15 protein-coding genes are annotated in these 23,946 nt (G+C 55.4%); 7 read left to right on the forward strand and 8 right to left on the reverse strand.

Going from position 1 to position 23,946, the window contains the following annotated elements:
- Window positions 1–88 precede the first annotated feature (88 nt).
- From ROS217_RS02960 to ROS217_RS02980, 5 genes are all read left to right on the forward strand, one after another.
- The gene (locus ROS217_RS02960; RefSeq protein ID WP_157046528.1) at window positions 89–6,121 is read left to right on the forward strand and encodes an Ig-like domain-containing protein; all 6,033 of its coding nucleotides are present in this window, start codon (window positions 89–91) and stop codon (window positions 6,119–6,121) included.
- A 110-nt stretch (window positions 6,122–6,231) separates the two neighbouring features.
- Entirely contained in the window at window positions 6,232–7,185 is a 954-nt protein-coding gene (locus tag ROS217_RS23355) for a sulfotransferase (protein WP_083781504.1), read from the forward strand.
- Window positions 7,182–9,125 carry an FG-GAP repeat domain-containing protein gene (locus tag ROS217_RS02970; RefSeq protein ID WP_040650319.1) on the forward strand — a complete coding sequence of 648 codons (1,944 nt, stop codon included), beginning with the start codon at window positions 7,182–7,184 and terminating at the stop codon, window positions 9,123–9,125. Before ROS217_RS23355 ends, ROS217_RS02970 begins: the two co-directional genes overlap by 4 nt.
- A gap of 33 nt (window positions 9,126–9,158) precedes the next feature.
- Window positions 9,159–10,607, forward strand: a complete 1,449-nt coding sequence (locus tag ROS217_RS23095; protein WP_009816173.1) for a lipopolysaccharide biosynthesis protein — start codon at window positions 9,159–9,161, stop codon at window positions 10,605–10,607.
- Between the two features lie 45 nt (window positions 10,608–10,652).
- Window positions 10,653–11,687, forward strand: a complete 1,035-nt coding sequence (locus ROS217_RS02980) for a glycosyltransferase (protein WP_157046529.1) — start codon at window positions 10,653–10,655, stop codon at window positions 11,685–11,687.
- A 268-nt stretch (window positions 11,688–11,955) separates the two neighbouring features.
- On the opposite strand, the gene ROS217_RS02985 is transcribed toward ROS217_RS02980, so the two are convergent.
- Window positions 11,956–13,005, reverse strand: coding sequence for a glycosyltransferase family 2 protein (locus tag ROS217_RS02985; protein WP_009816175.1), 1,050 nt, complete (start codon window positions 13,003–13,005; stop codon window positions 11,956–11,958).
- A gap of 760 nt (window positions 13,006–13,765) precedes the next feature.
- On the opposite strand from ROS217_RS02985, the gene ROS217_RS02990 reads away from it, so the two are divergent.
- Complete coding sequence (locus ROS217_RS02990) at window positions 13,766–14,248, forward strand: glycosyl transferase (RefSeq protein ID WP_040650321.1); 483 nt, start codon at window positions 13,766–13,768, stop codon at window positions 14,246–14,248.
- Window positions 14,245–14,751: a glycosyltransferase gene (locus ROS217_RS02995; RefSeq protein WP_009816177.1), complete on the forward strand. Its 507-nt coding sequence runs from the start codon at window positions 14,245–14,247 to the stop codon at window positions 14,749–14,751. The genes ROS217_RS02990 and ROS217_RS02995 overlap by 4 nt, the downstream gene beginning before the upstream one ends.
- Window positions 14,752–14,758: 7 nt before the next feature.
- Here the strand turns inward: ROS217_RS02995 and ROS217_RS03000 are convergent, their stop codons facing one another.
- From ROS217_RS03000 to ROS217_RS03030, 7 genes are all read right to left on the reverse strand, one after another.
- A complete protein-coding gene (locus ROS217_RS03000) occupies window positions 14,759–15,418 on the reverse strand; it encodes a rhomboid family intramembrane serine protease (protein ID WP_009816178.1) in 660 nt (219 codons plus the stop codon).
- 50 nt (window positions 15,419–15,468) lie between these two features.
- Entirely contained in the window at window positions 15,469–16,533 is a 1,065-nt protein-coding gene (locus ROS217_RS03005; RefSeq protein ID WP_009816179.1) for an acyltransferase family protein, read from the reverse strand.
- Window positions 16,534–16,575: 42 nt separating this feature from the next.
- Window positions 16,576–18,171 (reverse strand): VPLPA-CTERM-specific exosortase XrtD, encoded by a 1,596-nt coding sequence (gene xrtD, locus ROS217_RS03010; protein WP_040650322.1) that lies wholly within the window; start codon window positions 18,169–18,171, stop codon window positions 16,576–16,578.
- A 171-nt stretch (window positions 18,172–18,342) separates the two neighbouring features.
- Window positions 18,343–19,752 carry a hypothetical protein gene (locus ROS217_RS03015; RefSeq protein ID WP_009816181.1) on the reverse strand — a complete coding sequence of 470 codons (1,410 nt, stop codon included), beginning with the start codon at window positions 19,750–19,752 and terminating at the stop codon, window positions 18,343–18,345.
- Between the two features lie 9 nt (window positions 19,753–19,761).
- Window positions 19,762–20,370, reverse strand: coding sequence for a polysaccharide biosynthesis/export family protein (locus ROS217_RS03020; protein WP_009816182.1), 609 nt, complete (start codon window positions 20,368–20,370; stop codon window positions 19,762–19,764).
- A 143-nt stretch (window positions 20,371–20,513) separates the two neighbouring features.
- Entirely contained in the window at window positions 20,514–22,940 is a 2,427-nt protein-coding gene (locus ROS217_RS03025) for a tetratricopeptide repeat protein (RefSeq protein WP_009816183.1), read from the reverse strand.
- A gap of 128 nt (window positions 22,941–23,068) precedes the next feature.
- The gene (locus tag ROS217_RS03030) at window positions 23,069–23,749 is read right to left on the reverse strand and encodes a sugar transferase (RefSeq protein ID WP_040650324.1); all 681 of its coding nucleotides are present in this window, start codon (window positions 23,747–23,749) and stop codon (window positions 23,069–23,071) included.
- Window positions 23,750–23,946: the final 197 nt, after the last annotated feature.

The following is a 23,946-nucleotide window of genomic DNA, read 5'->3' on the forward strand; positions in this document are numbered from 1 at the left end:
GCGCCGCAGGTCAGTAGTTGTTTGGTGAAAAGATCTAACCGTTTTGCCCTAAGACCTCTTGGGGCCGTAATAATTCTAGGAGGTTTCCATGCCTTTGTCGGTATTGAATGGACTTGTTCTGCATCTGGAAACAGCGTCGGGATTAACCACGCAGAGTGGGACAGTTACGCGATGGGAGGATGCTTCCGCGTCCAATATCGTCCTAAATGCATCGGGAGATCCTACCCTCGTATCAGGGCTAACGCCAGCTGGCCTTCCAGCTATAGCTTTTGACGGGGAGGAAGACACGCTTAGGGCAGTTCTCGGACTGAGTGCTCTGCCCACTGGTAGTGCAGACCGGACGGTGTTCTTTGTGGTCGATTATCTGGGCACAAACGGGCGGTCATCTGGTGTGACCTATGGCACCAGCACGACCAATCAGACGTTTGGTCTGGTGGCGGGCGGTACTACGGGCAACTACGGGGTTCAGGGCTGGGGCGGCCAAAACGATTTTGACAGTGGAACGAATGGCATCTCACCGGGTTGGGCGGTGCAGTCGGTGGTGCTTAGTGACGATGTTCTGTCGCAGTATCTCGACGGGGTCCTGATCGATACTGATACGCATACGTTTAACACCACGTTGACCCAACTGGTGCTGGGAGCCCATATCGGGGGGCTTGCCGAAGGCGAAATGAACATTGCTGCCGTATTGATCTATGACCGGGCGCTGAACGCAGTGGAGCGGGCAGATGTCGAAACCTATCTGACTAACAAATACCTGACAGACGACGGCATAAACGACACACCGATCGCAGTTGGCGAGATCCTGGATGCGGGGATAGGAGTCACGACCGAGCTGGATATTCTCGGCAATGACTATGATGATGCTGTCTTGGACGGTTCGGCGATCACCATCTTAGATGGTCCGGATCATGGGACGATCGACAGCATTGATCCGGTGACCGGGCGCGTCACATACACCCATAACGGAAGCAGCGGTAGTTCGGACAGCTTCACCTACCAGTTAACTGATGCGAACGGAGCGGTGTCCGACGTGGCGACGGCCAGCTTGGATATCGGAACGCTGCCTTTGTCACTGGATGGGTTCCGTGACGAAGCCGTTGTTTCCCGTGGAGATATGACAGGGGGGTCGCCTTTTTTCCTGCCAATCTCGATGACCTTCCTGCCCGACAACCGGATGCTTTTGCTGTCCAAGGACGGGGAGATTCGGATTGTTGACCCGGAAACCGGGTCAAACAGCATCTATATGACCATCAACAATATCGATTCTGGCCAGGAGCGGGGCCTGCTGGACATCACGCTTGACCCCGATTTCGAGAATAACGGCTATTTCTATCTCTACTATACACCGAACAATCCGGAAAATGCCCGCATAGCGCGGTTCGAACATCAGGAAAATTCAGGGGGGCTTACCTCGACGGGGGCTTTGAACAGCGAATTTACCGTTTGGGAAGACACCGATGGATATTTGGCCTGTTGCCATTATGGCGGGGGTTTGGATTTTGGCCCCGATGACAAGCTTTGGCTGACCACCTCTGACAAGTTCCAGTCTACAACCCCGGGCGAAGGTGCCGCGGGCGGGAATGATATCATGCTTGATCCGGCGTCGTCCTCGGGCAAGATCATTCGGGTCAATTCGGACGGCACGGTGCCGGATGGGTCGGATGGCTGGGCGGCTAACCCTTGGGTAGATCCCAACGACGGCTTTAACGATTATGCTTGGGCCTACGGCCTGCGAAATCCCTTTCGCGCGCGGTGGGATGCGGAATATGGCCAATTCTACATCGGTGAGGTCGGTGGCAATCAGCAGCTGATCGCTCATGACGATATTCATACCAGCTCGCTGAATCAGGCTGGTGCGTTTTATGGCTGGCCCTTCTACGAAGGCACGCCCAACACCTATGTGAATGGTGGGGCGAGCCCGGAAGATCCAAACGACTATCCACTGCCGGATAACGACCTTGCTGATGCGGCCGCCGGTGATTTTTATTCTGCGCCGATCTTCTCAATCGACCATCAGGGGCAGTCGACCTCGATTACAGGCGGTGAAGTCTATCGCGGCGACATGTTTCCGGAGGAGTGGGACGGAGTTTACTTCTACGGCGATTACACCAATGATTTCATCAAGTACTTGGTCTTGGATGATACCGGCACGCAGGTTCTAGGGAACTTTGATTTTAAACCATCAGCTCAGCTTCCGGGCACCACGAATGAGATTGTCTCGCTGACTGTAGGAGAAGACGGCGCACTGTATTATGTGATGATAGCTTCTGGTGAGGTGCGCCGAATTACTTTTGACAGCAACGCTGCGCCGGCGATTGTCGCGACCAGCCTCACACCGCTCACAGGTGACCTGCCGCTGGTAGTCACCTTTACGGCATCTATCACTGACGCCGAAGGTGATGCGATGACCTATAGGCTGAACTTTGGGGATGGGACAATCGTCAATGACGTGGTTGCCGTCGATGGTATAATTTCGGTCCAGCACACCTATACGATTGATGGCCGCTATAACGTGTCGCTGTCGGTATCTGACCCGGGCCATACGGTGCTTTCATCGGCTTTCCAGATCGAGGCAGGGGATGTCAACTTCGCTCCTGTTATCACCGACGAACAATCGGATCTGGCCATCGGAGGTGCCGGTACAACTGAGATCACTTTTACAGCTACCGCAATTGACCCCGACAATGATGCGATGAACTACGTCTGGCACTTCGGCGACGGAAATAGCGCCACCGGGGTGGTTGGGCCGACCGGAGAAGTCACGGCCAGCCATACTTATGCCACCGAAGGCTCGTTTGAAGCCTTTCTCGAGGTGACGGACGGGACTGATACCACCTTTTCGTCAAATATAGAGATACAGGTTGGAATTTCAGATCAGGTTCCTGTAACGGGCGGTTTGGTGCTGCTGTTGCAGTCGGATATCAAGATTGGCTTAGCAGCGGGCAATACGGTTTCGGCTTGGCTGGACGGCTCGGGTAGCGGCAACAACCTGTTTGCTCAGGGTGATCCGCAGCTTGTGGCCAATGCAACGCCAACGGGTCAGGCCGCGCTTGCTTTTGATGGCGCAGACGACCTTCTGGAGCGGGTCAATTCTACCGACACGATTTTCAACCTCCCCACCGGCAACGCGGACCGGACGATGTTCTTTGTGGTTGATTATCTGGGCACGAACGGGCGGTCATCTGGTGTGACCTATGGCACGAGCACGACCAATCAGACCTTTGGTCTGGTGGCTGACGGTTCTACGGGCAATTACGGGGTTCAGGGCTGGGGTGGTCAAAACGATTTTGACAGTGGAGCGGATGGCATCTCACCGGGTTGGGCGGTGCAATCGGTGGTGCTTAATGACGATGTTCTGTCGCAGTATCTCGACGGGAACCTGATCGATACCGACGCGCACACATTCAACACCACGCTGACCAAGCTGGTTCTGGGGGCCCATATCAAGGGGGCTGCCGAAGGCGAAATGAACATTGCTGCCGTACTGATCTATGATCGGGCGCTGAACGAGAGTGAACGCGTGCAGGTTGAAGACTTCCTGCAGACGAAATATATCACCGATCCTAACAATATTGCGCCGGTTGCTGCCGATGATGCGGTGACCTTTGTCGAAGACACGGCTATTGTCGGGAATGTTTTGGCCGACAATGGCAACGGAGTGGACAACGATGCCAATGGCGACACTTTGAGCGTGTCGCTGCTCAGCGATGTCAGTAATGGTACGCTTGTGCTGAACGCGGACGGGACGTTCAGCTACACAGCAGATGCGAATTACAACGATGTGGACAGCTTTATCTACCAGTTGAGCGACGGGAAGGGCGGCGTTGATCAAGCGACTGTCAACCTGACTGGAACACCTGTCGACGATCTGGCGGATGCGGTGGATGACGCCTATGGGACGGCAGTCGATACGGCGCTTGTCGTGACTGCTGCGACCGGTGTGTTGTCCAACGATACGGATGCCGAAGGCGATCCGTTCACGGCCAGCTTGCTGAGCGATGTGTCTGATGGAACGCTGGCGTTCAACACCGATGGCAGCTTCAGCTACACCCCGAATTCTGGGTTTAGCGGCTTGGACAGGTTCACCTATCAGGTAACCGGCGGCGACAGTGCCACGGTCACGGTAACGGTGGGAGGCCCGCAGGGCGTGCCGGTGACAGCTGGGTTGGTTGCGGCCTATGAATCGGGCGAGAATGTCAGTCTTGGGGCCGGCAATACGGTAAGCGGTTGGCTGGACGGGTCAGGTCGGGGCAACGATCTTCTAGCACAGGGCGATCCGACGCTGGTTGCCAATGCAACGCCGACAGGTCAGTCGGCGATTGCCTTTGACGGGGCTGGTGATCTGCTGGAAAGGGTCAACGCTACCAACACGCTGAGCGGCCTGTCTTCCGGCAACGCGGACCGGACGATATTCTTTGTGGTTGATTATCTGGACACGAACGGGCGGTCATCTGGTGTGACCTATGGCACGAGCACGACCAATCAGACCTTTGGTCTGGTGGCTGACGGTTCTACGGGCAATTACGGGGTTCAGGGCTGGGGTGGTCAAAACGATTTTGACAGTGGAGCGGATGGCATCTCACCGGGTTGGGCGGTGCAATCGGTGGTGCTTAATGACGATGTTCTGTCGCAGTATCTCGACGGGAACCTGATCGATACCGACGCGCACACATTCAACACCACGCTGACCAAGCTGGTTCTGGGGGCCCATATCAAGGGGGCTGCCGAAGGCGAAATGAACATTGCTGCCGTACTGATCTATGATCGGGCGCTGAACGAGAGTGAACGCGTGCAGGTTGAAGACTTCCTGCAGACGAAATATATCACCGATCCTAACAATATTGCGCCGGTTGCTGCCGATGATGCGGTGACCTTTGTCGAAGACACGGCTATTGTCGGGAATGTTTTGGCCGACAATGGCAACGGAGTGGACAACGATGCCAATGGCGACACTTTGAGCGTGTCGCTGCTCAGCGATGTCAGTAATGGTACGCTTGTGCTGAACGCGGACGGGACGTTCAGCTACACAGCAGATGCGAATTACAACGATGTGGACAGCTTTATCTACCAGTTGAGCGACGGGAAGGGCGGCGTTGATCAAGCGACTGTCAACCTGACTGGAACACCTGTCGACGATCTGGCGGATGCGGTGGATGACGCCTATGGGACGGCAGTCGATACGGCGCTTGTCGTGACTGCTGCGACCGGTGTGTTGTCCAACGATACGGATGCCGAAGGCGATCCGTTCACGGCCAGCTTGCTGAGCGATGTGTCTGATGGAACGCTGGCGTTCAACACCGATGGCAGCTTCAGCTACACCCCGAATTCTGGGTTTAGCGGCTTGGACAGGTTCACCTATCAGGTAACCGGCGGCGACAGTGCCACGGTCACGGTAACGGTGGGAGGCCCGCAGGGCGTGCCGGTGACAGCTGGGTTGGTTGCGGCCTATGAATCGGGCGAGAATGTCAGTCTTGGGGCCGGCAATACGGTAAGCGGTTGGCTGGACGGGTCAGGTCGGGGCAACGATCTTCTAGCACAGGGCGATCCGACGCTGGTTGCCAATGCAACGCCGACAGGTCAGTCGGCGATTGCCTTTGACGGGGCTGGTGATCTGCTGGAAAGGGTCAACGCTACCAACACGCTGAGCGGCCTGTCTTCCGGCAACGCGGACCGGACGATATTCTTTGTGGTTGATTATCTGGATCACGAAGGGCTTTCCGCAGGTGTTGCCTATGGTGACGGGGCGCAGAACGAAACCTTTGGTCTGGTTTCCAGCTGGAATAACGAAACCCTTTCGGTGCAGGGATATGGCGGATCAAACGACTTCGATTCAGGCATTAATGCGGTAAACCCTGGCTGGCTTGTGCAGTCGGTGGTGCTGGATGATGACGTGTTCAACCACTATCTGAATGGTGGGCTGATCGACAGTGGCAGCCATACGTTCAACACCGACCTGCAACGTCTTGTGTTGGGTGAGGAGATCAGGGGCAAGGGTGAAACCCAAATCGAAATCGCTGCTGTCCTGATCTATGATCGAGCGCTTGATGAGTTAGAGCGCGAGCAGGTCGAAAACTATCTTCAGCTAACCTATGTTGATGATACCTTTATATTTGGATGAACATAGGATTTTCACGCAGACATTTATTGGATAGCATTGCGCAGTGCTTTTCAACGCGGGGTGCGCAAAGTCAGGCACACTTGGCGTTAAATTATTCGGATCCCTCCTAAATGCCGTATGTGAAGACTATTATGAAAAGTCTCATTGGGACCCGTGCCGCCAGACAGACGAGGATTCGAACACGTGCTCAGATCAAGACGCCACTTTGCGGTCTTGCAGCGCTCGTCGAGCGGGCACCTCCGGTTGCGTCAGACGACAATCCGATCTTCATTTTTTCTGCTGGGTGGCGGTCAGGTTCGACTCTGCTGCAACGCTTGATCTGCTCGGACCGATCGACGCTGATTTGGGGCGAGCCCTATGATTTGTGCGGAATTATCCAAACCTTAGCGCGTCTGCCACGACCCGTGACGCGAGACTGGCCACCAGAGGAGTATTTTGTTTCCGGGCATGATCGCGACAATCTCACGGCCAGCTGGATTGCAAATCTCTACCCCTCCCTGCCGGATTTCAGAGATGCTATGAGAACGATGCTATGCCGAATGTTTTCGGACCCTACCAATGAAATTGGGGCAGATCGGTGGGGATTGAAAGAAGTCCGATTTGGTCTTGAAGAAGCAATCTTTCTGCATTGGCTGTTCCCCAATGCAAAGTTTTTAATGATCTACCGTGATGTTCAAGATGCGTTTAGATCTTATCAGCACTTTTCGCCTGCCATGAGTTGGTATGCTTCGTGGCCGCATCACCCGACATTTACACCATTTGCGTTCGCGCAACACCGGCAGCGCGTTCTGAATCAGTTTCCTGAAATCGCCAGACAGACTGGCGGCCTGATCGTTTCCTATGAGGCACTGACACAAGGGGCTACAGACCTGAGCGCAATCGCGCAGTATTGCGGTGTAGACATTGACCCCAGCATTTTGAACAATCGGGTGCAGGGACGAAATGAGGCCACGATACTAGCGGGTAAGGACCTTGCCTGGATCGACAAGGCTCTTCTGCGTGTTGGCACAGCGTATGAAAACCGAAAGAGTGCGGTGACAGATCAGAAGGGGAAATTCCCATGATACGCAGACGTTCCGTAATATTGCTGCTGCTCACCTGTCTGATCGCTCTGGTGGCGGCTGTGCTGTACGATCCCAGACGGAGTTTACCAGGTTCAGAAGCTTTCGCAGTTACAGAAGATTTTGGAATATACAATGTTTTCGATGCGGGTATTGCCGATTTGAACGGTGATGGTCGAATTGACCGTTGGACCGTGAATCACAGCTCCGCACAGTGGGTGAAGTTCGGAAGCGACAGGCAGATAGACTCCGATACTGGGAATGATATTGATGTGTCCGGTCTCTATCAGGATCCCAATCTACCCGGTTTTGAGGCTGGTCTTGGTCCAATTTCGACACTGCGACCAATCCGAATTTATATGCGAGAAGCACATTTCGTTGTCGAAGCAGACCGGCTGATGCACGGAGACAGTGTCAAAGGGTACTTCGATATCCCATGGAGGACCGAATACGAGGTCTTTGACGGGGCGTCGGTGTCAGAAACGCAGTGTGATACAATACCCAATTGCCATCGACTGGTTTTTGAGGTGCCAGAAGGCGGGCGGGTAGAGATGCTGCCGGTTCCATCACCCAGCGACGGGTTTCCAGTAATTATCACATTAGATCCAGAGACGGAGCTGTCGAACGTGCAGCTAGGTGCAGGAGCGATTGAACCAACGTCGCATGAATTCACATATCACTCGCGTGATCGGCACAGCCTAGCTATGGCCGAACTGCCCGGCAAAACTAGGCAAGTGCTCTTTGTCAGCCGAGGGGGGGCACGCGGTCGGTTGCCAGACGTCCATCCGGACGCTCGAGATGAGCTGTTCGAATGGACCGAAAGCGGTTTTCAAGATACTATCGGGTCATACGGAATTGAGAAAGGCGGATGTCCAGGGCGTCAGGCTGGTTGGTATGACGTAAGCGGAGATGGGCGGCTTGATCTCTATCAGGTTTGCGGGCGTAATGCATTCGAAGCCGACAATACTACGGCAAGAAACCGGCTCTATGTTCAGCAACCAGACGGTAGTTTTGTCGAGGACGCAGCCTCATTTGGATTGGATTTCCCGGGTGTCGGGGTCTTTCGGTTCGTACCGCGGGTCCAAGAAAAAACTCCGTCAGCGCTACTTTGGGTTACCGAGGGGGAGGTCGCCCTGTTTGAGCAAGGCGATGCAGGCTTCGAGCCGCTCTGGCGCTTGGAGGCGCCCGTGACTGGGACGGAGAAAGTAATCCTGAACGACTTGGCCACCAAAGGTGTTTGGGACGCGTTTATCTTTTCGCCGCGGGGCAATCTGCTATTTCCGATTTCAAGAGAGGCACCCTTACTGCGCGATATTCAGGCCCTGGGGTTACCCTTGGCAAGTGCTGATGGCGCAATCGCGGATTTCGATGGGGACGGATTTCGGGATGTTCTGGCTGTACCACAGGGGATTTTTCTGCATGACGGTGATCATTTTGAGGCCACGGATCTTATTGATTTGTCTTGGGCGGACAATCTTCTGGAGGTGCGGATTGTACCCCTCGACTATGACAACGATAGTGATCTGGATCTTTGGGTGCTGGTGCAAGGTGCGAATGAGGTTTCGCGGATCATTCGCGCCGTTTACAACCGAAGCCCAGCTTTTTTGAGGAGTTGGATCGAAAAACACTACGGGCGTGACCGGCTTTTGCCGAGGTACTGGCGTTCGGTGCTCTATGAAAACCTGCATGACAAAGGGCAGTTACACATTCTGCGTCCCAAAGGCATGCCGGGACATGCCAACGGTTTTGGAAAGTCGTTTCTGTCGAAAGTTCGAATGCCGACGGACGCTATCAATCTGCAGAATCGATACTTATTCACTGGAATGGACGATCCGTCCCGATTTTCACAAACCTTCCCCGATATCTTTCTGAGTCTGCCCGAGGGCGCCGCATTGGTTTCAGTTGAACCACTTCAATCTGATAGCGTCGATGTTAGACACTGAAGGCTGCCCGAGCTCGGCACGCGAGGCCCAACAATGACGCAACAATCGTCACGTGGCAAACGCGTGGTAAGGGCAGGTCTTTGGGCCTCGTTGCATAATGTCGCTCGTGAAGGGATCGGATTTCTGGTATTCTTGGTGCTAGCCCGCCTCTTTCTCGATGAAAGGGATTTTGGGATCGTCGCACTGGCGAATTCATTTGTGATGTTTGCGCAAGTTATCGGGCAGTTTGGTCTGGGAACCGCATTGATCCGCGAGCGCGATATCACAGACCGGCACAAGACTGCATGTTTCTGGGCGATGTTGGGCTTTGCGACTTTACTTGCGGGGCTTCTGATAGCGTTGGCCGGCTTCTTTGCTGAATGGTCAGATGAGCCGCGTGTGGCACCTGTTTTGCGATTATTGTCGCTGGGATTGGTCCTGACATTCATGGGGTCGGTCCACGCGGCTCTGTTACAGCGCAGTTTTGATTTTCGGGCTTTAGCACTGAGATCACTGATTGCAGGCGTGTGTGGCGGGTTTGCCGCAATCATAGCCGCAATATTTGGGGCTGGGGTCTGGAGCCTGGTAATTTTGAATCTGGTGACCGCTAGTATCTCCACCATTCTTTTGTGGCGCTCTTTGCCATGGCGTCCGGCATTTGCGTTGCCTTTACAAGAACTAAGAGAACTGCTGCCTACAGGGCTCCAGATAACTGGAATCGGGGTTGTCCGTTATATCGGTGACAGCGCGGATAGGGTTATCGTCGGATTTTTTATCAGCATTGCTGATCTGGGGTTACTGTATGTCAGCCAACGCATCGTCAAGGCGCTGCAGACCATCCTGACGCAAAGCATCAACTCTGTGGCCTTGCCAGCATTCTCAGAAATCCAGGATGATTTGCCCCGTGTTCGCAACGCATATCTGATAGCTCTTCGTGTCTGTTTGATCGTGACGACCCCGCTTTTTGTAGGCCTCGCGTTGCTTTCAAAACAGATAGCCGATGTGATTTTGGGCCCACAATGGATTGATCTATCCAACCTTTTATCAATTTTGGCGGTTGCTGCCGCCGTCAGTGCACCGCTCTATTTCAATCAACCTTTGCTTATTGCGGTTGGTCGGGCGAAAACGGCGCTACAGATTGCAACTATCGGCTCCATTGTGCAGATCCTTTGCGTTGCGGTTGGGGCCTCTTTCGGGCTTGTGGGTGTGGGGTTGGGGCTTCTCGCCAGGCAAGTCATAATGAGTGGAGTTTGGTACTGGGTTCTGAAAAGGGAGATCGAACTGCAGCCAAAAGACCTTATAGCGGCTCTCATGGCGCCAACTCTCGGGGTGGCTCTTATGTCTGCTGTCCTCATTCTTGTGCCGGAATTTTCTGACTGGCCGGGTGGAGTTTACCTATTGTTCCTGATTTTATTGGGGGCAGCATCTTATCTCACAGCGATCTGGATGCTTGATCGAAACACTATATTGCAGGTTATGCGGATTTTTAAACGACAAGTCTGAGTACCACAGAGCGGTACGAGTGCGCTTGATACAGGAGCTTGAGATTTGGGATTGCGTATCGGAAGCTGGCCCGGGTTCGGAGACCACAACAACAAATTTATGGAGCTTTTTCTAGGCGGGTTGCGAGATGCGGATTGCGAGATAATAAGCATTGAAACCGTCAATGACATACCCACCAGTGGACTGGATGTTTTGATCTTGCACTGGGCTGAAAAACTGTTTTGGGAGGCCCGCGATCGTTGGGATATTTTGGCCAGAATCCTGACGCTAATCAATCGCCTCAAGCAGATTCGGCCAAAAACCAAGGTCGTCTGGCTGGTGCATAATCTGCAACCTCATGAACCTCGGAAGTTCAAGAACCTGATCTGGCCATTCTACATTCGTACTTTAGCCCGAAACATTGATGCTGCTCTGACATTGTCGCCTGGGACGGTTCCGGTTGTTCGGGAGCATTTAGGGGCACTCAAACACAAACCTGTCGCATGGGCTTGGCATCCGGCATATCCACGGCTGTGCCAAGGAACGCACAACGCGGGTGCTGCGCGAAGTGCCCGCGGTTGGGAAACGGAGCATTACGTATTTGGTTACTGCGGACAGATTCGGCCCTACAAGGGGGTCGACGATCTGATTAACGTATTCTTGCGCAGTGAAAATCCGAGTTGGCGGCTTTTGATCGCCGGGCGGGCCTCATCGTCTGAGTTCGAGGATATTTTAGAAGACAAAGCGGTGGCGGACCCCCGCATCCGACTGGAATTCGGAGATATGTCAGAAGTCGAATACGAGATGGCTATCCTGTGTTGTGATACAATAGTTGCTCCATTCAGGAAGTATCTGCATTCTGGGTCACTTGTTCATGCAATGAGCGTCGGGCGACAGGTCTTGACTCCCAGAACACCGTTTTCCAACGCGCTTGCAAAACAGGTGGGACGCGATTGGGTTGCGCTTTATGATGGACCGCTAAGTGTGGATGCTCTTCAAGAAGCCGAGCAGGGCCGCAATGAATCTGACAACGCGGACCTTTCGGAGTTCGACCCCAAACGGGTTGGTGAACAGATCGTAGCCTTCTTTCAAAGTCTTTAGCCAAAGTCTTAAATTAGGACGAAAGAGATCTCGCGACATAGAATCTGACCTTCTCTGGCCGAGTCAACTCAGCCTTGGCAACACTGGACAGCATTGAAGTCGCGCACATTATCCGCAAACGGCAATTCGACCCCTCTGGTCAATCCCATTCCAGAAATTCGCAAGACTTTCTGGATCGCCGCGCCGAACGACACGAGTTACTCCGTCGCGTGGCAAAGTTTGCGACAGCCCCTGCGGAAGTTAAGGACGATCTCCCTTCCCGGTGGGATCATTTCCGCCGCCCCCAGCGTCCGAAGGCAAGCTCCGCAGCCTCTGAGGCGATTCGATCAGAAACCTCGCGCGGCGGGGCGAGCTGGTGCAGCCCGCGCAGCGCCCCGACCGCTTGCCGCCCGCCGCCCATCAGTGCTATTTTGGCAATCTGCATTATCGAGAAGGCGTAGGTCACCGGCAGCATCGGCCACGCAAACCGTGCCACAAAGCGCAACCGGTTGCGGAAGTTGAAATAATTTGCGAATGCCGAGCCCCGCCGGTTAATAGAGCCAGAGCCGATCGCCGTGCCACCATGATGATGGACTACCGCCTCCGGACAGGTGAGAAGCGGCAGCACACCCCGGCGATAGGCCCAGTCTACCTCCTCGTAATAGAGGAAATAGTCCTCCCGAAGCGGTCCGACCATTTCGACGAAAGCCCGCGACGCAACCATATTGGCACCTGAGATAAAATCGAGGCTGCCGGCCAGAGGAGGTTCGGCTGCTGCGGGCAGGAGACCTTGGTTGACGTTGTAGCAGACCCCCCCTGTCCAGCGCCTGATGCGCCCACCGTCCGACTGGAGATAGCCGGGTGGTTCGAGATAGCGGGTTCGCCCGCCCATAAGTGCGAAGGGGCCCGCGACCTCAGCACGGCGAACGTAGGCGGCGGCAGTACCGGGCTCAACGACGCTATCGGGGTTCAGTATCCAGAAGAGCTCGATCTCCGCTCGCGACAAAAACCAGGTAAGCCCGGTATTGACGCCGCCCGCAAAGCCCATGTTTTGCGGGACCCGCAGTAGCGTGAGCCAAGACAGATCCCCTTCGGTCGGCGCTTGGGCGCCCGCTTCGGCTTCGGCAAAGCTCACCCCGCAGCGGCCTGCCCAGTCGGCGACCAGCGCGGCGCTATCGTCCGGCGAGGCGTTATCACAAACAACCACGCGAAGCGTCGCACCGGTAGTGGCGATTAGGCTGTCAAGACACGCCTCAATCACATCTGCCGAGCAATAGGCCACGATAATGACCGAGATGGGTGCCTTCGCCGCCCCCTCCATTTCCCGCTGCTCTTGCATTTTTCTTTGATCCTAACGAGTGAGTGACGCTGCCCTCGCCGCTAAACTGCCCGGAAGATGGCGGCTTCACCCAGCAAGATCAAGGCTGTTCTCTTGTGCCAACCGGACCGGAGTTGAAACGGGCTTGACCTCTCGGTCTAGACAGATCGACTCACGGTACGGCTCTGGAGGCGTCGGGGGAGGATACATATCGGATACATTTAGAGGATAAAACGGCATAATCTAAGATAACGTTGCACACGAATCCACAAGTGGATTCCCTTTTGTCGGCAAAAGCATCAAAGGTGACAGGAAGCCTAGCGAATGCCATCGCAAGAGATAGCCCCTCCCTAAAATATCTTATCCAAGGGGTCTTGGTGGCCGTCTCATCACCTCTCATGGGCATATTGGCTTCCGCTGGACTACAGAGAACGGTTTTTCCCAACCGGTTTGCGGATGCCGATCTGTCAGCGTGACATTTAGGGCACCATCGTTTACTTATTCGACGCGCCACCCAGAGCGCTGCGGACATCCTGACACGGATCGTTGAAGCCTATGAACACCGGGTCAAACTGTTGCGATTCAGACGACTGCGCTCGAAACCCGCTTGAAGCAACTGGCGCTTTATGAGGCGGCCTTGGTGATCTGATGGAACGGCTGGCCAGAACGTCTTGACTAAAATGGTCTTCGGCAGAATTATTGCAGCGGTAGTGAGTTTCAAATAGTCTTTCCAGACGAGCATACGAGTTTTTAAAGCCCTATTGCACGAAGGAATATTAGCATGCCCTCTCGCCCAATGCTCATGGTCGTAGCCTCGGCCGGAGGGCACTGGGTTCAGTTAATGAGGATGCGCAAGGTTTGGGACGGATTGCACGTCACCTATCTGAGTACCGAACCTGGCCTTGCGGACATCGTGAAGACCATGGCCCGGAATGAGGGTAACCCGCCGCCAAAATTTTCATCGGTCACGGATGCCAATCTCTCCGAGAAGCTACGCCTCATGCGTCAGCTTTTCGAGGTGTTTTTCCTGGTGCTGCGCCACCGGCCGGACGTGATCATCACCACAGGTGCTGCGCCCGGCTATTTTGCCCTGCGTTTTGGAAAGCTCTTCGGCGCGCGTACCATTTGGATCGACAGCATGGCCAATGCCGAGAAACTGTCAAGATCTGGTCAGGAAGTCAGGAAGTATGCCGACCTGTGGCTCACGCAATGGGAGCATCTGGCGCGCCCTGAAGGGCCGCATTTCATGGGGGCGGTTCTGTGATCTTTCTGACCACCGGGACGCAACTTTCCTTCGACAGGCTCGTACGGGCCGTGGATGAGTGGGCGGATGAAACCAAGCCGTCTTGTGGCATATTTGGTCAAGTCCTGCCGGCGACTCATGACCCGTATACGCCGCGAAATTTCGAAACCAAGGCACGGCTTTCACCGGCGGACTATGCCGAAGTGTTCAGCAAAGCCAGCCTCATCATTTCACATGCCGGCATGGGTACGATCCTGACGGCATTGACCCAAGACAAGCAGATCTGCATCATGCCCCGGCAGATCAAATATGGCGAACACAGGAACAACCATCAGCTCGCCACGGTCGAAAGGCTGAAAGAGCATCCCAGGCTTTTCAAGGCGCGCGACGAACATGACCTGCCCCGCTGCCTTGACGCGGCCATGCAGGCGGTCGGGACGTCACAAACTGCGGCCATAGACCCGTTTGCGGCCACGGATTTCACCGATAAATTACGAAAGTTCGTCCTGAACACTGGGAAGTAGAACTCGGCTAGTCCTCACTCTCTCGCACCCACCATCCCGCAAGCCAACCCGCCAGAAAACCCCCAAAGTGGGTCTCCCAAGCGAGATTACCGCCCATCCCCCAATACATCACGAGGTTGAGAAGGATGAGCAGTACGACCACCCGCAGCACCGCCCCGATCCCCTCATGTGCCAGACGACGGGCGGTATACTCCCAGCCCATCAGAACCCCCGCCAGCCCGAATAGCGCCCCAGACGCGCCAACCATGGGCTGCACGGCCGTAGACAGAAAAGCAAACCCCACGGCCCCGCCCAAGAGCGACAGCACATAGATCACGGCAAACCGAAGCTGGCCGACACGCTCGATCACCAAGCGCCCAAGCGAGACGAGCGTGATCATGTTGACGAGAAGATGCGCGGCCCCCCCATGCAGGAACCCATAGCTGGCAAACATCACCACGGGCTGCGCCGCATAGTTGGGCTGCCAGTTATCCAAGAGCCCCCGCCAAAACCCGCCATACTGATAGGTCAATCCACGCCAGCGCGGTGACCCCCAGAGCCCATAGTCAGCCCCCTGCAGGACGCCTTCGACCGCAACACAAACTAACAAAATCAGCAGCAATGCGCCATGAGCGACGACCCACACCCAAAGGCGCGAGCGTTCTGATGCTGAGTGTTGGTTGTCCATTCTATATATTCTGAGTCAAATTGGACTATTCCTAGGGTTAAATTAGAACCTCATGAAGGACCATGCGTCCGCACTGGGTCCAAAAAGAACTTTGGCTTGAGGTTTAAAGCTGCCCGTTCAATGAAATGCCAAGATAGTATCGCACAGATGAGAGTGACGGGAAGCGCAATAGCAATGTTAACGAGCGGATCGGTCACACCCAAACTTGCAACAAGTTGTTGAGCCGGGAAGGCATAGATGTAGGTGCCGTATGAATAGTCTCCCAGTCGGTTATAGCTCTGCAAAAATGCGTTTGGCCAATACCCAAGCACGAAGACAGTATAAGAAAGTGCCAGTACGAACACGGGACGGAAGATCTCGGTGCCGTACGCTGACCAAGCTAGAAAGCCTAACATGGCAGCTAAAAATGGGCTGAGCGGGATCAGGTTGCGCCAGAGGAAGAAACCCATGCCGATGGCAAAAGGTAGGGCGAGCTGAGACAGCAGTTGAAGCCGCAAATTTACCGGTAGATAGGGCATTAGGAGACAAAGCATAATCGCTAGTCCAAGACAAAGCGCCGAGAGACGAGGCCGGTTCAGAATACCTAGAACCCCCGCAATGAAGATACCTGTATAACAGACCACCTCATAGAACAGCGTCCACAGTGAGCCGTTGATTGCTGTCCCATAGGGATTTCCTTCAAAAATGCCCGGCAGTGAGTAGTCGAGTTTGACAAGAGTTAGATTGCGCAGGAAGTAACTAGGTGCCGAGCCCCAAAACGTAACAGGATCTGCGGTTGTCAGGAGCAAACCACCCAAAACAATCGTCACCACCAGCACAACAACGAGTGCAGGAAAGAGCCTCAAGGCGCGTGCAATGAGAAACTGTTGCCAAGAAACACCGGAGACGAAGCTCTTGGTGATAAAAAAACCTGAGATTGAGAAGAAAACAAGCACGCTCACGCTGCCTAGCGACATGCCCCCGAGAAATCTCTCAAGCGGTTCTTCCGCTCCCGCGCCGAGCGAGAGTGGATAGGCATGAGAGATTAATACGCAGATAGCAGCCAAGATGCGCAAAAGATTAAAATTATTGTCCCGCAGGGTAGCATAGTTTCCGAGCAGTCGGCGCTCTTTCATCTACCTACCCCAAATCGCTCAGCCATATCCATCCATTACCCCTCACCCCGGTACAAACCTTGGTAGCTTGGGCAGGCTCTCACGCATCAAGCGTTGCAGCCGTGCATCGGCAGCACCTTCAGGCTCATCCTTCAGTATCGGAGTGATGTAGCGCACGATAGCCCCGTCGGTACGGTCGATCGTCAGGCTGTCATAGACCACGCTCATCTTGGCCTTGAAGTCATTGGTCATACGCTTGCCGCGCTGCTCGAACCAGTAATAGACGAGCTGTTCCGACAGGCCTTTCTGAATTATCGCGCGGTTCGCTTCAAAGGAGCCATAGCCGGTGCCCGCCATATCCAGCGCCACGGTCTCGAAACTGTAGATTTCCCATCCGCCAACAGGCAGACAAACCTCAGGGGAATGGATGCCGGCACCCTCGGTCTGCTTGTCGTAGAAAGCTATGAAGAGTTCGACCGGAGCGGGTTCTTCTGGATTGCGATAGAAGCCCGCGAGGTAGTCAGTGGCCCCCAGTATCCGCTCGATATCCGGGTCGAGCATCGAGAAGGTCCCCGACCACTCCCCAAATTGCCGCGGAAAGAGTACGAAAGGATCACGATCTACCGCCGTGGGGTCATTGCCCTGCTGCAGCGCCCATCCGGCTGAGACCGCAAGCGTCAGGATCGCACCCGCCATTAACCCGCGCGAGGCGCGGATGCCCATGAGGCGTCCGGCGATCGCTCCGAATCCGCTGGTATCGAGATCAATTGCCTCCGACAGAGGTTTGGGATCCGGTGTCAGCCGCTGCAGGACCACGGCCATGAAGAACAGGATCGCAATACAGGCACCAAAGATGATCCAGCCTTCAAAGAAATGCAGAAAGCCCTCAGCCTGTTCAATCCCATAGCTGTTGACCATCACCCCGATCATCCCGATGCGGAAGGAATTCATCAACACCGTCAGGGGAGCAGCCGCCAGAAGCAGCACCACCTTGTGCCAGACTGGTCCACGATAGAGAATGGCAAAGAGATAGGAGAAGCTGAGAATCGGAAAGAGATAGCGCAGCCCCGAACAGGCCTCGGCCACCTGCAGTTTGTAGACCCCGAGATCAATCACATTGCCTTCGAGATAGACTGGCACGCCCATCAATGCCACGAACCACACGCCGATTTCCGAAGAGATTGTCTGCAGCACGATGGTCAGCTTGAGATAGACAAACTGCGGCAGGGGCAACATGAAAATAAGATGCACCACGCCCAGTTGATGCAGCTTGCCGCGCTCCCAACCAAAGATCGTCAGCACAACGCCGCCCACCCAGATGATGAAGGCATAGGTCACGATATCGGGAATGCGAGTCAGGTTGCCTGCAATCGCCAGCAAGAGCGCCAGCACAATGACAATAAGCCCAGGCGCGCGATCCTGCACAACGGGTTTGGGCAGCGGCAGACGGCGCAGTTCCCGCAAGAAGAGATAGAGCGAGATGAGTGGGATGAGTGGCCCGTGGCTGTATTCAGCCGTGGACCAAGCCTGTGCCAGGGAGACAAAACCGATCCAAAAGATCGGAATCGATCCGGCTAGAAGCAACGTAAACCACAAGAGCCCGCCTAGGTTGAGCGGGTGGGCGAAAAGCCTTGGGCCAGACTGATCTGTCATGGACATGCTGTCACACTCCCCTTAAAACGGCTCACCACCCTGACCTATGCCAGAAGCATTTATGCTATTGGGATTTCTATCGGAAAATCCGCGCCAAAGCGATTCAAAACGGGAAGGATACGTGCTCAAAGCAGAGCCTGAACAGTCTGTTTTCCAAGGACGTACAGTGGCCCAAGATCAGGGACGCACAGTAAACTCCCGCTCAAGTGTAAGGAACACCCGGTTCGATGAGGCGTCGCCCACCCCGGTTTCATCCCGCAGCCGATATTCATAGCCAGAAGAGAGCCGCCAGTCGGGTGTTAGGTTGCGGGAATAGGTGGCGCGCAGGTCAGTGCGCGTGGTGTCATTCACTGCCGGACCGCCAGCCTGTTTGAGTTCAGCGTAATTCGCCGAGAATGATATCTCGGACAACGAGTTGATCTCATAGTTGTAACCCAAAGAGGCTTCAGTGGTGCGCAATTCGTTCGACCGTGAACTGGTGGTAACCTGTCGCGAAAGCGATGCGGTCAGGGTGCTGCGCTTCATCTCATGAGTGAAGTCCAAGCTACCCACTGGGCGGACCGTGTCATCCACATCACTGGTGGCGCCGAGGCTGAGTTCAATCGAACCGCGTGGCAGCGGCAAGTCCCGGTTGACAAGCCAAGTGGCGGTCTGGCCATTCACGCTTTCGCGCAGGTCGAATGACGTGCCAATGGTGCCGCGTGTAAGTTCGCGCGTGAGATCAATGCTGCCGATCACACCCGTCTGTGTGTCCGCGTCGCGTATTCCCAGAATAGTTTCTTCGGTTTCAATACTCTGAAATCCGACCACGACATCAAGCGTATCTATCGGCGAGAGCGCCTGTGTGAGCCCCAAGTTGAAACTACTGGTCTGACGGTTCGTCTGCTCGGTATCATCCGCTGTGTAGTCATCATAACGCAGAATCGTCCGCACCTTGGTGACAGGGCTGAGAGTGAATCGCGTTGTCCCCGTAAGATTGAAAAGCTCGCTATCAAAAAGATCAGGATCCGTGGTGTCGTTGTAGGTTTGCTCGCGGTAACGCCCCTCGAGGATGAAGCCCACCGGATTATCGAGTCCGGCCTCAAACCGGAAGCGGCTCGATATCTGCTGGCGGTCGCCTTGATCTTCGGCGAGATCGTTTTCTTCAAGCGGATCATCGAAGAAGCGATTTTGGTCGAACGGATCGAGTGAATTGATCGAGGCGAGACTATAGTCGGCCCCAAAGCTGAGAGCGCTGTTCACCCCTTGGCGATCATAGCCGAGCCGCGCGCGCTGATCGTCGAATGTGCGGCTATCACCTGGCGGCTCATTGGCGCGCAAGAGCCCGCTCACATCAAAGCGAAAGACGTCATTGGCGCGCTGGTTCAGGTATCCGAAAGATAATCTGTTGTCGAAGAGTTCGGCACTCTCGCTGTTATTCGGGTCAAGATTATAATTGTCCGTCGCGCTGAGCGTCGAGCTGAGCCCAAAAGTCAGAATCGGACCACCGTCTTCTGGTCTGCCGCCTTGCTGCGCGAGTGTCAGCCCTGCATCCAGAGAGAACACAGACAGACATCCGGCACCGATCAGGATATGAGCGCGCGTCACAGCCCGCCCTTATTCGAACAGGCGCCGCTCAGGCACAACGATCACGTCGCCCGGGGCCAATACCGTCGTGCCGCTGATGCTATCGCTCCCCCCCATCGTGCGATAGTTGAAGCGATAGACGGTTTCTTGATTGCTCCTTGGGTCGACGCGGCGCAGCTGAATGCGTTTCTCGGCCGCAAATCGGGACAGCCCGCCCGCCTCTGCCAGAAACTGGAGCAGCGTGGTTCCGGGCAAGACCTCCTTGCGGCCGGGGGTGTTGGCCTCACCTACGATATAGATATTCATCAATTCTGGCCCAGCCGCAGCACGCGGCGCATCCCTTGGAGCCAAGGCGGCGACCGAGACCAAAACAGTCGGTGCGACTGCAAAATTCCCGGTCATTTCCTCCGACAGGGTGCTGGCGACAACATCGACGCTGCGGCCTCCCGCTCTGACCGTACCAGCCATCGGGAAACTGATTGACCCATCTGGCAGAACAAGAACATTCCGATTGAGGCTTGGATCTTCGAGAACCTCAACCTGCAACGTATCTCCCGGCTTGATGCGGTAGATGTCCTGCGCCATGGAAATGGTGGCTGATCCAATCAGGAAAAGGACCGCTGTAAGAAATCTGATCATCTCGTGCCTCTGTCCCGTTTCTCAGTTGTATGAAATTTACGCTATTTGATGGATCGGCAAAATACGCAAATTCAAGAAAACTCAAAGCTGCGGCAGATTTGTAGCGCTTTCAGGGAGTTTTCGCGACCGCTCTCTATGCTGTTCTACTCAATCCGGGCGGACAGCCGGTCAATTTCGCCTTTGACCTCTTCCATGAATGCAGGGGCAGGGCCGTTCTCTGCAACCTCGACCACCTTGCGGAACTGGGCCAGAGCCTCTGTATCGCGCTCGAGCGCGGCATAGGTGCGAGCCAGATGATACTGCACTGTCGGATCCTCCGGCAATCCAGCCGCCGCTGGCTCAAGCGCTGCAAGGGCCGCGCCAAAGTCACCGCGGCGAAAGGCGATCCAGCCATACGTGTCCTGAAAGGCCGGAACGCCACGGTCACGCAGGCGCCGCGCGATGTCATGTGCACGTTCGAGGCTCTCCGCATCCTCCTTCCCGGTTGCCAGCAGGCTAGCTAGGTTATTGGAAATGATCAGGTTGTTGCTGTTGTCCGCATAGAGCCGCTCATAGATGTCGATGGCCCCTTGAAGATCACCTTCGCTTTCCAGAATACCCGCCAGAGCCCAGTTGAGCCGAAGATTCTCGGGGGAAGCGGCGAGCCCGTCCAGAATTGCCTGCCGGGCCGCCTGTGCATTTTCTTGCACCGCGTGGATATTGTAGAGCGCCAGCCAGAAGCGTTGATCCTGCGGAGATTCTTTGGCCAAGTCGCGAAACGCCGCCTCAGCAGCCAGGGTCTCACCCGCCACCGCTTGCACGGACGCCATCAGGAACCGCGCGTTGAGATCGCCGGGATTGGCCTCAAGGGTTTCACGTGCATAGTGCAGCGCCCCCTCTGTATCGCCCTGCGCTAGACGGGTGCGCACGATCGTCGCTGCTGCTCCCATGCCTTGCGCGCCTTCGCTGGCAAGCGAGTCGAGAAAGCTCAGAAGCTCGCCTTCGCGATCCTGCGCCGCAAGCTGACGCGCGGTCAGCTCATTGGCGATCCCCTCTGCCGGAGCATTGTCCTGGCGCCTCAGGGTCTCGATGACCTGTGTCACACGCGGCCAGTCCTGCTCGCGCATATAAATTTCGCCCAAGCCGCTCAAGAGGGCGGTATTGTCAGGGGCCAAACGCAGTGCATTGATCAGCACGGTCTCTGCTGTCCGCAGGCTCTCCTCCGAGATCAGATGACGCGCGTAGCGCAGCGATTCATCCGGCGCATTTCTGGAGGCCTCAACAGCACGGCTCAGCATCTCCGCCATGAGATCCCGATTGCCGGCACGCTCATGAGCCTGAGCCATCAGGGTCATTGCCTGCGCGTCATTAGGCGCCTGCCCCAGAACCGACCGCAGAGTAACGATTGCCTCATCAGCCAGATCGCTTTCAATCAGCCATGCAGCCCGCATCTTCATCGCTTCGGTCTGGCTGTTGTCTTCCTCCAGCACTTGCTCGACCAGAGCCCGCGCACCGACCCTGTTGTCCGTGGCCTCCAGCATGCGGGCCAGCATGACCATGATGCTGCGTCGCGCATCAGACGGCTCAGAACCCTTGATCAACGCTTCCATCTCGGCAATGGCCGCATCGCGGTCACCCAGATCAAAGCGGAAACCTGCGCCCAAGGCGATCAGCCGTTCCCGTTCAGGCGGATCGCTTGCAACGATCCGGTCCAACTCGGCGCTGGCGACCTCGCGACCATGTACCTCGGCGAGAAACCCGATATAGATGACGATATCATCGACATTGCGCGGCTCCTGCTCTGCCCGTTGTTTCAGGAAGCCCTCGGCGGCCTCAGTATCGCCCTGCGACATGTACCACCGCACCAAGGTGGCAGGCACGCTCGCATCGTCGGGAAAGCGCGTTATCATCTCTTCGAGCTGCGCCCGGATTTCACGCGTTTCCCCTAGCTGGTTGAGAACGCCGAGACGGATCGTGTAGAGTTCTTGGTTGTCAGGCGCCTGACCAAGGGCGGCATCAATCGCCGAGAGGGCAGCAGCCCAGTCCTGCGCACGCACAAGATCGTCGATGATCACCTTCTGGACCACCAAAAGATCAGGATTCTCGGACACTAGCGCCTGGGCTTTCGTCACCGCCTCGCGCAGGGCTGAGGTATCGTTAGCGGCAAGCCCATCGCGATAGGTCACAGCCGTGTTCACAGCTTGTACCAGACGATCTTCGGGAGCCAACTCCGCCGCAGCGGCCCCATGCTTGCGTGCCGCCTCCCAGTTGTTGGTCTGCAGTGCCAGTTCCGCCAGAGCGCGCTGACCGGGCAAGCTGTCGGGATATTGTTCCACCAACCGCAGATACTGGCCATAAGCCTCGCGGATATTGCCACGCGCGCGCTCGGCCTCTGCGTATTTCAACCGGGCTTCGCGATGCTGACCATCCAGCTTGAACACATTCCGGAATTCGACCAGGGCACGATCCACGTCCCCCTCTTCCAGCAACTCGAGTCCAGATTTGTAATGTCTATCCACTCTCTCTTCTGCATTGTCGCAGAAAGACAGCAGGCCCGCTGTGGCGAGCGCCAGAAATGTCGTTTTAATCATGTCACTACTCTTGCATCTTTGGGCCGGGACAACAATCCGCACTAGGCACCAGATAGGTCGTGCCGGTCCTTTTTTGATATATCAGATTTCGCGACATAAGTTGCCAAACTTCTTTCGAGGCTGGCGTATCAGTATCCAGTGCCGCGGATCACCACGGTCACCGTCCGCAACAGGATCAAAAGATCCTGTGAGAGCGACAAAGAGGCCAGATAACGGGTATCGAAGCCCGCCCGCTCGGCAAAACTTGACTCGTTGCGATCCGAAATCTGCCAAGTCCCGGTGATGCCGGGGCGCAGTTCGAAATAGGCTTTGCCGGGATAAAGTGCCTCTTGATCCACCATCATGGGCCGTGGCCCAACCAGCGACATGTCACCCTTGAGCACATTCCATAGCTGGGGCAGCTCGTCGAGCGAAGATTTGCGCAGAAAACAACCCATTCGCGTGATGCGCGGGTCGCGCTTGAGCTTTTGGGTTTCATCCCATTCACGCCGGGCTTCGGGGTTCTTGCGGAGGTGGTATTCCAGCAGCGCATCAGCCCCCGGCACCATCGTACGGATCTTGACCATGTAAAAGATGCGACCACCGCGCCCGAGGCGTTTCTGGAAATAAAGCGGACTGCGCCGGTCGAATGCCACAAGACACATCATGCCCAGAATAAGCGGCAGGGAAACCGGCAAGGTCAGCAGCACCATAGCTATATCAAGACACCGCTTTGCACTGTTGCGATAAATGGCGCGACGGCGCTGACCGCGTTTCCGCTTGGAAGCATTACTTTGAAGCTGCGTCTCGGAAAAATCTTGGAAGGTCATTTAATATTCTCCACTCACTTTTGACACGAGCAAATACAAAACACCCGATGTGGTAAAATCCACTTCGATCAATTCGACTGAAGAGCAACACACCCCCTGTTTAATCAACAATCACAGATCGCCTATAACAAGTGAACAATCACGGATCGCCTAAAACAAGACATAATTTGGACAAAATCCAAAAATAGACGTGCAAG

It is taken from the genome of Roseovarius sp. 217, from assembly GCF_000152845.1.
Lineage (GTDB): Bacteria > Pseudomonadota > Alphaproteobacteria > Rhodobacterales > Rhodobacteraceae > Roseovarius.

Coding starts and splice junctions, on each gene's coding strand:
- ROS217_RS23355 (WP_083781504.1), top strand. CDS start 6,232: ATGCCGTATGTGAAGACTATTATGAAAAGTCTCATTGGGACCCGTGCC.
- ROS217_RS03000 (WP_009816178.1), bottom strand. CDS start 15,418: ATGGACAACCAACACTCAGCATCAGAACGCTCGCGCCTTTGGGTGTGG.
- ROS217_RS03020 (WP_009816182.1), bottom strand. CDS start 20,370: ATGATCAGATTTCTTACAGCGGTCCTTTTCCTGATTGGATCAGCCACC.
- ROS217_RS02970 (WP_040650319.1), top strand. CDS start 7,182: ATGATACGCAGACGTTCCGTAATATTGCTGCTGCTCACCTGTCTGATC.
- xrtD (WP_040650322.1), bottom strand. CDS start 18,171: ATGTCCATGACAGATCAGTCTGGCCCAAGGCTTTTCGCCCACCCGCTC.
- ROS217_RS03025 (WP_009816183.1), bottom strand. CDS start 22,940: ATGATTAAAACGACATTTCTGGCGCTCGCCACAGCGGGCCTGCTGTCT.
- ROS217_RS03005 (WP_009816179.1), bottom strand. CDS start 16,533: ATGAAAGAGCGCCGACTGCTCGGAAACTATGCTACCCTGCGGGACAAT.
- ROS217_RS23095 (WP_009816173.1), top strand. CDS start 9,159: ATGACGCAACAATCGTCACGTGGCAAACGCGTGGTAAGGGCAGGTCTT.
- ROS217_RS02960 (WP_157046528.1), top strand. CDS start 89: ATGCCTTTGTCGGTATTGAATGGACTTGTTCTGCATCTGGAAACAGCG.
- ROS217_RS02990 (WP_040650321.1), top strand. CDS start 13,766: ATGCCCTCTCGCCCAATGCTCATGGTCGTAGCCTCGGCCGGAGGGCAC.
- ROS217_RS03030 (WP_040650324.1), bottom strand. CDS start 23,749: ATGACCTTCCAAGATTTTTCCGAGACGCAGCTTCAAAGTAATGCTTCC.
- ROS217_RS02985 (WP_009816175.1), bottom strand. CDS start 13,005: ATGCAAGAGCAGCGGGAAATGGAGGGGGCGGCGAAGGCACCCATCTCG.